At 60.0% G+C, this 13,308-nt stretch carries 5 protein-coding genes; 4 read left to right on the forward strand and 1 reads right to left on the reverse strand.

Annotated elements, in window-relative coordinates; genetic code table 11:
• Position 1 precedes the first annotated feature (1 nt).
• From H1B37_RS00750 to H1B37_RS00765, 4 genes are all read left to right on the forward strand, one after another.
• Complete coding sequence (locus H1B37_RS00750; protein ID WP_182864693.1) at positions 2–1,069, forward strand: hypothetical protein; 1,068 nt, start codon at positions 2–4, stop codon at positions 1,067–1,069.
• A gap of 114 nt (positions 1,070–1,183) precedes the next feature.
• The gene (locus H1B37_RS00755; RefSeq protein WP_182864838.1) at positions 1,184–6,373 is read left to right on the forward strand and encodes a patatin-like phospholipase domain-containing protein; all 5,190 of its coding nucleotides are present in this window, start codon (positions 1,184–1,186) and stop codon (positions 6,371–6,373) included.
• A gap of 130 nt (positions 6,374–6,503) precedes the next feature.
• Complete coding sequence (locus H1B37_RS00760; RefSeq protein WP_182864694.1) at positions 6,504–10,307, forward strand: S8 family serine peptidase; 3,804 nt, start codon at positions 6,504–6,506, stop codon at positions 10,305–10,307.
• A 123-nt stretch (positions 10,308–10,430) separates the two neighbouring features.
• Positions 10,431–11,948 (forward strand): MBL fold metallo-hydrolase, encoded by a 1,518-nt coding sequence (locus H1B37_RS00765; RefSeq protein ID WP_182864695.1) that lies wholly within the window; start codon positions 10,431–10,433, stop codon positions 11,946–11,948.
• Positions 11,949–12,065: 117 nt separating this feature from the next.
• Here H1B37_RS00765 and H1B37_RS00770 read toward each other — a convergent pair whose 3' ends face one another.
• On the reverse strand, positions 12,066–13,298 hold the full coding sequence (locus H1B37_RS00770; RefSeq protein ID WP_182864696.1) for a two-component system sensor histidine kinase NtrB: 1,233 nt from the start codon (positions 13,296–13,298) through the stop codon (positions 12,066–12,068).
• Positions 13,299–13,308: the final 10 nt, after the last annotated feature.

Consider the following 13,308-nt stretch of genomic DNA (forward strand, 5'->3'; position numbering starts at 1 on the left):
CATGGAATTCGATCGCGACCATCTCGGACCACAAGGCATCGATGCCGACGACCAGGCCTACGACGGCTCACGCTACCAGGATGTTAAGGCCGCGCTGTTTCAAAACGCCTACTATTTGGAATGGGGTGACCAAGGCGAGCCGCCCTTGCCGTGCTATGGAGTCACGCTGGGGCGTGTCTTGCGTGGGATCTTACCGAAGGGTTTGCCCTGGCAATTCAAAGCCGCCGCACAGCGGACCGTCGATTCGCACGCGGACCTGCGTTGGGGATCCGATCACCGCGGTTTCCGACGGCTGCTGCACCCCAACGGTGTCTGCCTGTTGGGTCGCTGGATCATCGATGTGGAAAATGAATACAGTGGGTATTTTCGCAACGGCAGCGAAGCGTTGATCATCGCCCGCTATTCGACCTGCTGTAGCGAAACACGCCGCGGCTACATCCGATCACTGTCTTTGGTGGGCAAGCTTTATCCGACCACCGACGTCAACCACCGCGAAAAGCTGCCGACCGCCGACTTCATCACCCAAGAAGACATCGGTGGCCAGCGGACGCCCTACATCAACGACGCCGAACTGCGGAACGCACCCAACGTCACGCCCTGGCGACGCGGCTGGGGGACGCCCATCCTGTTGATCACGGGGCTGCTGTTCAAATTCGTCAACGTCGAACCGGCCATTCGTCAGCTGCACACGATCGCCGAATTGGGAAAGCCGACGGGGGAACCGACGCAAACGCCGCGTTTTATGCGATTGACGGTCGCCGAAGACCAGCCCCGCATCGCCGGCGAGGAATTGGATTTCCGTGATGAAATCCTGGAGCAACTCTACGACCGTGGCAGCTCCGCATCGACCGGTCGAACGCTGACCTTCAACATCGAAGTCACCGACCAGGGCAAACGCCGCGGTCTGTTGTGGCAACGCTGGCGCTTTGAAAACTGGCGGCGGATCGGCCGGATCGAGTTCACCGAAGCAGTCGCGTCATACAACGGCGACTTCGTCCTTCACTTTCACCACCCGACTTGGCGCAGCGACCGCAATGATCCCGACACGACGAGCAGAAAGGCACGATGAGTTGCCCTTCGATCCCGACGCAGATAACCGATTTGCTTGCTTACGCACCTGCGGACTGCTAGCATGCCCCATTGAAGAGGGTGGTTGGAATTCGGATGTCGACTGGGGGCTGGTATGACAAACGACAGGTCCGGTTGGGAACAAGAAGAGTGGCAATCGATTCACCAGCGTCGTGAAAAAGCGTTCCACACGGCGGCTCCGGACGACGCCCACGAGCGTCCCAAGAATTTGATCGGCCTGGCGCTCTCCGGCGGCGGCATCCGATCGGCCTTGTACAATGACGGGTTTCTGCAAGGGCTCTCACACCGCGGTTTATTGCGTTATGTGGACTATCTGGCCAGCGTTTCCGGCGGCGGCTACATCGCCGGTCACTTGATTGCCCAGGCGGAACCGCACGGAGAACAAGACGGCAACGGCGAGGGCAAGCAAGGATCCAGCACGTCAAGTGCGGATCAGACAGCGGGGTTTCACGATGATGACCGCGACGATGAGGGGCGGTTTAAACGTTGGCACTTGGGCCGCAAACCGGGGACGGGAGAAGTCGATTCGCGGCGGTTGGCGGCGGTGGGTGGTTACCTGAGTCGGCCGATGGAAGTCCTGCCGGCCTACCTTTGGTCGTGTTTTTTTAGTGCCACGTTCTACATCGGCATTTGCGGGATCTTGGCGACGCTGGCGGCGCTGTTCTGGCGATCGTTTGACGACCCGACGTTTCGGGCGATGTACTTTGAAGTGCTGGGGATTCGTGCCGGCAACGAATTTTTGATCGCGTTGATTCCGGCGATCTTGTTTCTGGCGGTCTTTGTGATTTTGGAGATCGCGTGGTCTGCGTTTCGCTGGGTGATGGGCGAGAACTCATGGAACCTGCAGCAGAAGCACATTTCGGTCCGGGCCTGGTCGTTCGTGGCATTGGTATTGGCGTTTTTGACATCCATCGCGATTTTCTTGGGAAACGGGACGACCAACGTTCAATCGGCCGCGGGCGGTTCGCTGTACTTGAATCACTACGCCCAGTGGTTGGCCGTGATCGCGGGAACGCTGCAAGTCCTGGTCTTTTTCGGCAGCGACCGTCTGTTCCGATCCGAGCGTGAAGATGCCAAAACGTGGCAGCGGCATCTGCAGCGATTCATCGCCGTCGGGGTGACGCTGTTCTTGGTGTTTTCAATGATTCACTGGATGGGCCGGGAGAACATCAGCCAATTTGCCAACCACCGAGATCCACATTTGATGGTCGGCGACGTCAGCGACTGGCAGACGTTGGAACATGTGTTTGAAACCTATGAGGAAACCCCGTTCTATCGGATTCCCGCTCTGTTGCGTTGGAGCGTCTCTTCGGCGATTGGTGTTTTTTCCGACCCGACCACGCCCCTGAATGTCTCCGACGGCCTGGAAGAGAAATTGAAGTTATCCGATGGTTGGGAGCAGACGTTGGCAACGCGGCGATGGGGGCTGTTCGCCGATGCGACGACGGTGGTGCCGGCGAGTCGCGAGGTTGGAAACGACCAAGGCGAGGAGGGCACACAGGAGGTCCCCTCGCCTTGGATGCTGGAGCATCGACTGCTGGGGGCCTTTTACGCCTACAAACTAGCAATGTTTGATTCAGGTTCGTCGGCCGAAGCGGATGGAGAGCGAAGGACCGGCAGCGAGGACCAGACGACCGGCGTTGCCGCGACCGTGCGTCGTGAATTCGCTCAGTTGAAATCACTCCGCAAGACGCAACGGATGCAGTTGCGTCGATGGAATCAATACCTGGAGAGCCCCGATTTGACCCGCGCATTGCTGGCCGGAATCGGAATCTCTCGCTGGGAAACCAAGCCGACAGTGGATTTCCCGAACTCGTTGTACAAGAACGTCATGGCATTGGTGTCGTCGAATGACTATGAGATGTCCAAGCAGCAGCGAAAGTCGATCGCCAACGCGGCCCATCGAATCCATTTGATTGAGCTTGCCCCGAGTGCGTCGCCGCCCACGACCCCCAGCGATCGGCTCGCCTATGCCGACGTCAACCGGTTGTTGTTGGAAGCCTTGTACCCCAGAGCGGTTCGCGCCAAGGACATCCCCAGCACCTACGTCGTGCCGCCGTTCGACCAACAAGCGCGCCGGTCCTGGCTCGGATTCTGGATGTTGATGGCGACGATCGGTGCGATCGGCGGAGTGTATCGTCACCAAGTCGCCACGGTGTTTCGGTTTTATCGAAAGCAGCTGGGCGCGAATTTTTTGGTGCGTTCGCACCGTCGCGACGAAGCGCTGGGGGAAGTGCAGCTTCATCAACTCGACCCGACACGCGATGGGCTTCCCTACCCGTTGATGTTGGCCGCCTCGCTGGAACCGGCGACCGTCAACGGAGGCTACGTGATCGCCTCGCGGGCGTTCATGTTCAGCCCCCGATACTGCGGCGATCTGGACGATCCCAACAATCGCATTTGTACCAAACAGGTCGCGTTGTCGAAGAACTCCCAAGCCAAATCGGTGACGCTGGCCGATGCGGTGACCTTGTCCGGTGCCGCGGTGACGGCATTCATGACAACCAACCGATGTCTGTCGTTGTTGGTCGATTTCTTCAACACCGGCTTGGGAATGCAGGTCTATCGGACCGAAAAGACTGACGTCAAAAGTGCCAGGCCGGACAATCTGGTGTGGTTGGTGACGGCGGGAATCGCCGCCGCCTTTGCGGGGTTGATCTTCGGGGTGATGCGGGGTGACTGGCCGACCACGCTGACGGCGTTTGCGCTCTCCTGGATCATCGGCAGTTGCGTGATTCACGAAAAAGGTGTGCCGCACTTCCTGAAGATGTTGCTGTTGCCTCGCGAAGTCGGCCCCCACGCGCCTAAAGAGCAACGTGAACGATCGGCCAAGTCGTTTTATGTCGCCGACGGCGGGTTCACCGACTATCTGGGCGTCTCCGCACTGCTGAAGCGTCGCTGCGAACTGATCGTGGTCAGCGACGCCGGGGCCAACGTCGGTGGCGATCACCTGGGCACGTTGGCCAAGATGTGCGAGAAAACCTCGGCGGAGTTGGGGATTCGTTTCGTCGACCTGGATCATGAAGCGCCCATCGATTTCGGTCGCTTGCTGTTCGACGAACAACGCTTGGTGCATCAGCCGTACCTGTGCATGCGGGTGCGTTATCCAGACGGGACCGAAGGCCTGTTGATCTATTGCCAGATGGCGATCTCGGATTCCGATCCGATCGAAATCCAACAGATTCGGCATCGTTTTCCGACTTTCCCCGATGAACCGACCGTCAATCAGTTTTATTCCGAAGATCAGGTTTCCGCCTATCGAATGCTCGGGTACCACGTGGCGTCTAAACTGTGCCGCGAATTGGAACGCTGGACGATGGGACGCCCCGACGCGAGCACCGCCGTCGAAAATGCCCAACCGGTTGGCGAGGGGGCGGAAGACGCGGCGACACGGCCGCTCGGATCACAGGCCTCGTCACCGCCCGGCGCCGCGGAATACGAACGATTTCAGCGTGAACTGCGGCAGGTTCCCGAGCCTGCCGCACGCTCTCCCCAGGACGGCGTCCCTTACTTTGATGTCCTGCAGGAACGACTACTGACGGCGTATCGATTGGCGTGTTATGAGGAAGTGACCTATCGCGAGGACGACATTTTTAACGAGGCGATCTGGCCGATCTCGACCTATGCCTTTCCAAATCTGCACCAACACGTTCGCTCCCTGCAAATCGATTCCGACCCGACGTCGCTGGCCGAATCCTGGCTGCGGATCTACGAACGAAGCGCCGACCTGCGGAGCGTCTATCGCAAGGCGGTGTTGGAAGACATCAATGTGCTGGACACCGGTGCCCAATCGTTTTGCGCGGCGCTTTTTGACCGACTTGCCCAGGAACGACACCCCGGATCGGACTGCAAACCCTTGATCGCGGCACATCTGGCGGCGATGGCCACGGCCTGTCAAGAAGTCCATCGCGGCCGCCCCCATTCGGCCTTCCAGGTCGGCGGCCGCCGCAAAGTCATCGACTTGTGTGAAAACTTGGCCGACACCATCGATCAATCACTCGCCCGACCGCCCTCGATCGCACCCGACCAGCAACTCCGCGATGTCTTGAGCAATGTCGTCGCGGAAATCTCGGAACTGGAACGATCGGTTTTCCAGGGCGGCGAGCACGTGACCACCATCTCGTTTGCACAGTGCGTGTGCGTGATGTGGGGGCGTTTGTCGCGGGGGAAACGCCCCTGTGGCTGGGGAATCGATGGCGTCGCCGAACGAGGCAGTTTGGTGTTTCAAACCGGACGCAAGACCCCGACCGAATCCCGCATGGTCGCCGCGCGTCACGAACTCGATTACGGACTGCGACGCGTCGATTTAAACCGCATCTTGGACACCCTGACCCGGTTGTGGTACCTGGGCTATTTTCATTCCGACGCCGACCCGTTGCTGAATCAGCGGGCTTTTAAAGGGTTCCGGGTTTCCGGATTCAAACGCTGCGTCCGAGCGATGGTCAGCGACGACCCCGCCAAGTGTGTTCGGACGTGGCTGCGGCAGTGTGAATTGAACCGGCGGATTCGACGCGCTTACGAAGACGCGATCGCGATCGATGCGATGGAGTTCAACGTCGGCGCAGATTCCAAATTGGTCGAACTGTGGAACGATCTGAGGCGGTGCGCGACATCGGTCCGAGCCGATGCCGCCGACCAACCGTTGATGGCAGCCCACTTGGCGGCGCTGGCAACGTCTTATGTCCGCCGTGAAAAAACGGAGGCCGACGTGCCCGAGGTCTTGTTCGCCCCGCGGGGAAGAGAACGCCTCTCACAGGCCTGTGTGGAAATCGCATCGCTGATCACCGCCGGCACGAATCACGGCGCCTCGCAGGTCGATGATACCGTGGTGGACAACATGGCCACCAGGCTAGGCGACTCAATCGCCGGGCTGCTTGATTCAGATTTGGTGCATTGCAATGCCAAGGCGATCGGCCATTTCACCCGTTCGATCATCAGCCTCTCGGCAGCCGTCATTTGCAGCACACGCCCGAGGCTGACGGTCCGGCTTCACCACGAAAAAACAGTTGAATCGCTCGATCGATTCACACCCCCCGATGACGAACAACAAATGAAAGACTTCGTCGATCGGTTGGACCAGGAACTGGCCGAAGCGATTCGCTCCGGTGCCCCCAAAGCGGTCCCAACACTGATGCAACTGTGGTATGTCGCGTTGGCCCATCGAAGCGAATTCGAACCGCCAGATGAACCCCCAGCGGACACGCAGGAACTGAAACAAAAGAAAAAGAAGAAAAAGCGGGGAAAAGATCCATCGTCGACACCTGACCGGGACGGCGACGATTAATCGTTGTCGCACCGATGGTCAGAAACGTCTGGCACGAAGGGCACGGGCATGCCTGTACACCAACACGTATTCCCGGCTCATTCACGCCCGACACCGAGATCAAAACCATCACGCTTGGGAGATACACCGGATGCCGCCAATCAATCGCCCGATCAAGGGGTTGTTACTACGTGTTCCCAGGGCCGCGAATGAGGCGCCGGCGGTGGCCGGTCAATCAATCGCCGCGTCAAGCGACAAGTTCGACTTGGAATGGTTGTTTTCGACGTCACCGGCGGAAACCGGATTGGCCGCCACGTCGGCAGGCCAAGCTTGGATGCTCGCGCGGCCCCAAGAGTCCGTCGATGGGGCGAATCCCTGGGACCTGGTGCACGACGCGCGTGAAATGATGTCGCGCGGTGTCGGATTGACGGGCGACGTCGTGCCCGATCTGATCGAACCGGATTTGGTCCAAGACTGGTTGCCCGAGATTCCCGGCCGTGAGATTCCAGATCACCACGCGGGACTTGCCGCCGCCGAGCAGGTTTGTGTCTTTGAGGACCAGAACCGCGAACTGCCCACGCGACCGGGACAGTTTGCCTGGCATTTGGGGGACGCCTATTCACAATTGGCCAGTGCGCGGGCGCAAATCGGCAGCGATCCCGCCGTGGTGCGAATCGCACACCTGGACACCGGGTATGACCCCGAACATCAGACCTTTCAAAACGAGTTTGTCGAAAGACACCTGCAACGCAATTTCGTCGACGGCGGCGCACCGGACGACGCCCGTGATCCGGGCAACACCGGACCGCTACGGAATCCCGGTCACGGAACCGCAACGTTGGCCTTGCTGGCCGGGGGGCCGTTTCAGTTTCGCGGGTCGGGGTATCAGTTTGAGGGGCTGCTGGGCGGCGCGCCGCAAACCCACATCGTGCCGCTGCGTGTCGGCAATTCAGTGGTTCAATTGACGACCAGCAGCGTCGCCCGGGCGATCCACTACGCCGCGAAATTGTGCGACGAAGCGGAGACCTGCGTGCACGTGATTTCGATGAGCATGGGCGGAGTCGCCTCACAGGCCTGGGCCGATGCGGTCAACCAAGCCTATGAAGCCGGGATCATTTACGTGGCCGCGGCGGGCAACAATTTTTCGGCCGGATTTTTCGGCGTCCCCACGCACCAGATCGTCTATCCCGCGCGGTTCCGTCGTGTCATCGCCGCGTGTGGCGTGATGGCCGATCGCACGCCCTACGACGACCTGGGCTTCGGAACGATGCAGGGCAATTGGGGACCGCGATCGGCGATGGCGACGGCGATGAGCGCCTACACCCCGAACATGCCCTGGGCCCGCATCGGTTGCAACGAATTGGTCAGCATGGATGGCGCGGGAACATCCGCGGCGACACCACAAATCGCCGCCGCGGCGGCGCTGTACCTGCAGCTCCACGCGGACGAATTGTTTGATCCGCAAAAGTACCCCGAACCGTGGATGCGTGTCGAAGCGGTCCGCCGGGCGCTGTTCATGTCGGCCGACAAGAGCGCCGATGGTGGCAGCCGGAAAAGGCTGGGAAACGGGATCTTGCAGGCCCTCAAGGCGTTGAGCATCGCACCGGCCGGCAGCACCACGCTGCGCAAAACCGCGACCGATTCGGCCGGGTTCCCGTTCCTGAACGTCTTGTTCCGACGCGGACTGGTCCCATCGCCGGAGGACAGGATGCTGCAATTGGAAGCCACCCAGTTGATCCAGCGTTGGCACAGCACGCAGGAGGAAAACCCGTTGGAATCCGCCGTGGACGACCCCGATTGTCCGCCGCAGGACGTGTCACAAGACCAGGTGATCGCGTTCCTGGAACAAGTCAGCCAGCACCCCGACGCATCAAAGGTCTTGAAAGCCCGAGCCAAAGACTACTTGGATTCCGCGTCAAGAAAATCCAGCAAGCCGAAACGTGCCGCGGCCCAGGCACCGCCCCAAACGCCAATCGAAACCACGACGGCGAAGAGTGTTTTCCAACCGCCATCCCCGCCCTATCGAACGCTGCACGCCTACGCCGTCGATCCCAGTCTGACGACGTCGTTGGAAACCGTCGGCATCAGCGAAGTCGAACTCAAGCTGCCCTGGGAAAAACTTGAACCCGGACCGATCGGCGAGTACTTGGAAGTGGTCGATGTCGATCCGCCCAGCGGCTGTTTTTATGAACCGGTCGATTTGGATGCCCCGGCGCTATTGGCCCAAGACGGATTGCCGCCGTCGGAAGGATCGCCACAGTTCCATCAGCAAATGGTTTATTCCGTCTGCAGCCTGACGATCAACAATTTCGAACGGGCGCTCGGACGCAAATCACTGTGGCGTCCCGGTCCGCCGGCCGAGGGCGCCCATCGGAAAAACGATGCTCACTATGTCCCCCGGCTGCGCGTCTATCCGCACGCGCTGCGCGAAGCCAATGCGTACTATTCGCCGTCAAAGGTGGCGTTGTTATTCGGCTATTTCAACGCCTCACGCGATCGCCCCGGAAACCAACTGCCCGGGGAACGCATCTTTACCTGTCTGTCGCACGACATCATCGCCCATGAAACCACGCACGCCTTGTTGGATGGCATGCACCGCCAGTTTCTGTTGCCCAGCAATCGCGACGTCCATGCCTTTCACGAAGGCTTTGCCGATTGCGTCGCGATGTTACAGCATTTTACGTTCCCCGAATTGGTCACCCACCAGATCGCCAACACACGCGGGGCAATCGACACGCATGAAAACTTGTTGGTGCAATTGGCGTCCCAATTCGGACATGCGACCGGTCGGCGAATGGCACTGCGGGATGCGATCGGCAAGGTCAACGAACAGAGCGGTCGATGGGAATTGCACCGGCCCGATCCGCGAGAGTATGAAACCATCGAAGAGCCCCACGCCCGTGGGCGGATCCTGGTCTCGGCTGTCTTTGACGCGTTCTTATCGATCTACAAACGTCGCACCGCCGATTTACTGCGTTTGGCCACCGGCGGCACCGGCATCCTCCGTCCCGGCGCCATCCACCCCGACCTGGTGGACCGCCTGGCACGCGAAGTCACACGTTCGGCCCAGCACGTGTTGACGATGTGTATCCGAGCGTTGGATTATTGTCCACCAACCGACATCACCTTCGGCGAGTATCTGCGGGCGATCATCACCGCCGATCACGACCTGGTCGCCAACGACGACTTGGGGTATCGGGTTTCGATGATCGAGGCGTTCCGACAGCGGGGCATCTATCCGCACGGTGTTCGCACGCTCAGCGAAGCCAGTTTGCGGTGGCGGTCGCCGGAGTCGGAAGACCCGATGCCGTCCGAAGCACTGATGCAGTACCTGAAAAACCTTCGCGGGGCGGGGAACGAGCACCTGTATGCCGATTCACGCAAGGAGATTTTCAGGCTGCAGCGAAAGATGCGTTATGAACTTCACTCCTGGCTCAGCCGACACCTGAAATCGACCGACGAAAATCATCGTGACGCCCGGTTCCTGGGGCTCGATCCGCAAAAGTCGTTCGAGGTCCATTCGGCGCGGATCGCCTGTCGCGTCAGCCCCGATGGCGACGTGCTACCCCAACTGTTGATGGGACTGTTACAGACGACGACTCAGCCGGTGGACCCCGGTGACCCTAACGGGCCACGCATGTCGTTTGAAGGCGGCTGCACCGTTGTCGCCGATCTCCGCGCCAGTCGCGTGCGTTACTGCGTTCGAAAGAACCTGCAAAGTGCTTCGCGGTTGACGCGACAACAGGAGTTCGCACTGGGCGAATTCGATTCCCTGCAAGCGACCTACTTGGGCGCCCGTTCGTTGGATGTTCGATCCCTGGGCGCCAGATCCCTGGGCGTCAGATCGCTGGGCGAGACGTCCGCCGATGACGATTCGTCGCCCGCACAGGACGATCCGCCGTCTGGGCGTCACGATGAACCGTTCGCACTGCTCCACCGTGGTCCATCCCTCTAGGCATCTGAAATGGCAAAACGCAAAACGGCCGGCAAGAAAGGCAAAACGCGGGCGCAGGCTTCGACCAAGGCCGGAGGGGCGAAACGTAAAACGAGCAAACGCAAGCGTTCGAAACGTAAGACCGTGACACCTAAAACTGCCAAACGAAAGACGTCCAAACGAAAATCCACGAAGCGAAAGAAAACGTCAACGCAAAGCGACCCGCCCGCCGTTCGTGTGCGGATGTTCCGCCAGGGTCTCGGGGATTGCTTTCTGGTGACGTTTGATGTCGGCGGTGACGAACGTCACATGCTGATCGATTGTGGCACCCTGGGAAACAAGGTTTCCGATGTCAAAACCGACGACATCGTCAAACACCTGAAAACGACGATTCTGAAGGACGCTCGGCTGGACGTTGTCGTCGCAACGCATGAGCATCAAGACCACCTGTCCGCGTTCCGGACCAAGGCGATGAAGGCAATCGTCGGGAAGGTCGATCACGTCTGGTTGGCCTGGACCGAGAACCCCAGCGACCCGGATGCCAAGACGCTTGCCAAGTACCGAGACGATCTGGGGAAGGCGTTGGCCGAGATCGCGGCGGCATCGCCCGATTCCGAGGTCGGCAAACAAGTGCACGACTTGATGGGATTTGCCGGCGAACCGTCCGAAGATCCGCTAGCCTTTGCCAAGACCGTCAACGAAGCGATGGAGTTCGTTCGCAGCGGATTGGGAGTCAAACCGACCTACCACGACCAGGGCGCGCTGATCGAAGCCGACTGGTTACCGGGTTTTCGTATTTATGTGCTCGGACCGCCCCGCGACAAAGAACTACTGAAGGATCTCGGCAAGCACGGTAGCGATGAACTGTACGGTTTGATGCGTGCGGCGAAATTGCACGCCGCAACCGCGGAACGTCCGCTGTCGGTTGCCGATCAGGAGGCGTCGGAGCTGGAACAGCCGTTCGATTCGCGGTTTCGTCTTCGTGGTGAAGAGCGAAAACGCGAGTTGTATCCGGGTTACTCGGATGATGAGAACCGCTGGCGTTCGGTCGACGGCGGCTGGCTGAACGCGGCCACCCATTTCGCCCTCCAGCTGGATAGTTTGACCAACAACACCTCGCTGGCGCTGGCGATCGAACGGGTCGCCGACGGAAAAGTGTTGTTGTTCCCCGCCGACGCCCAGCAAGGGAACTGGCTGTCGTGGCACGCCCCGGACCTTCACTGGTCGGTCACCGACGGCGACGGCACGACTCGCAAGGTCACGGCCGCGGACTTGCTATCGCGAACAGTGTTCTACAAGGTGGGCCACCACGCCAGTCACAACGCGACGGCACGTGGCCAGGGATTAGAACTGATGGCCAACGAGGACGAATTGACGGCTTTCATTCCGGTCGATCGTGAACTGGCGCTCGGTCGCAACCCCAAGGGATCCTGGCAAATGCCCGCCCGACCGTTGTACCTGCGGCTCTTGCAAAAATGCCAAGGCCGCGTCGTCCGAGCCGACACGGGGTGGGCGGCGAAAGCGAAGCCAGGCGACAAGATCGAAGAAGCATTGATTCACTTGGCCGACGACCCCCAATGGACCGCCTGGAAGAAATCCCAGACCGCCGCCAAGCACGTCCAAACCGACAACAAGCTGTTCGTCGAGTACACGCTAAGCTAGTATTCCGCCGCAGCTCAGTTTTTCGGCTGGGCTGGACACCGACGGTTACCGAATCTTTCTTTCGGACTCCGTATCGCGAACGGCCAGCGGAGGCCAATTCTTTGAATGGACCAAGCGTTACGTTTTGCCGTCCAACCGTCTCGGCAACCGCACGCGAAAGCGGCTGCCTTGGCCGGGGGTGCTGACGACATCGATCGTGCCCTTCATGGCCTCGGCCAAACTGTGCGTGACTGACAATCCGAGTCCCATGCCTTGACCGACCGTTTCGGTCTTGGTGCTAAAGAACGGGTCAAAAATCTGGTCGATGTGCTCGTCGGCGATCCCGCACCCCTGGTCGGTGACGGTGACGGTCAACCAGTCGGCGTCGGTTTCGGCGTTGATCACAACCGATTGTCCAGGCTGCGAAGCCTGGATCGCGTTGTGCACCAAGTTCAGCAGCACCTGTTTCAATTCGCCTTCGCGCAACACGACTTCGTCCGGCGCAAGGCCCGCGACGGCTTGCAATCCCGCGCAGTCGACTTTGGTGGCGACGTTCATCTTGCGCGCCAGTGGCCGCGCGAGCGAGACGACCACTTCGATCGTTCGCCGAATTGAAAACTGAGTGGCGGCTTGTCGACTGGGCCGATACAGCTGGTACATCTGGTGCGTGATGCCGCTGATTCGATCGATCTCGCGGTCGATCATTTCAAACTTGTCGGCGTGTCCGATGTCCGCGGGCAACCGGCGTTTGATCAACAGCAGGGCGTTGCGGATGCCGGCCAAGGGATTGTTGATCTCGTGTGCCACCCCGGCGGCCAATTCACCGAGTGCGGCAAGCTGCTGCATTTTTGCGCGGTGCTTTTCCAGTTCCGCCACCTGTGCGGTGCGTTCCTGGACCAGTTGTTCCAGGTGTTCGTTGTGCAGTCGCAACTGCTCGCGCATTGCACGGCGGTCTTCGATGTCGCGGATGCTGACGCGAAACCCGAGCGATCGGCCGGCTTGGTCGGTCATCGGTTGCCAGGACACGGCCACCCAGCGGCTAGCTCCGTCGCGGCGTGCGACTTTGAATTCGATGTGGTTGCCCGTGCTGCCCTCGGCCATTTCCTTCAAATAGCCGGCCAACCGGGCTTGGTCCTGCGGGTCAAACAAGGGCAGCGGATAGTCGTCCATCTGCAAACATTCCGCGGCCGAATAGCCCGTGAATCGTTCGACGGCCGGGTTGACCCACAGCAGTTCGCCTTGCGCGTCGTGCCACGCTTCCCAGTCGTAGGTGCAGTCGGCGATCGCCCGAAAGTACTCCGCCGGAATCAGCTGGCCGCGGCGCGGCAGCGGGGGATCAAGTGGATGGGGTTTGGTTTCCTTCAATGTCATTGCGGTTCGT

The organism is Stieleria mannarensis (assembly GCF_014154935.1).
GTDB classification, from domain to species: domain Bacteria; phylum Planctomycetota; class Planctomycetia; order Pirellulales; family Pirellulaceae; genus Stieleria; species Stieleria mannarensis.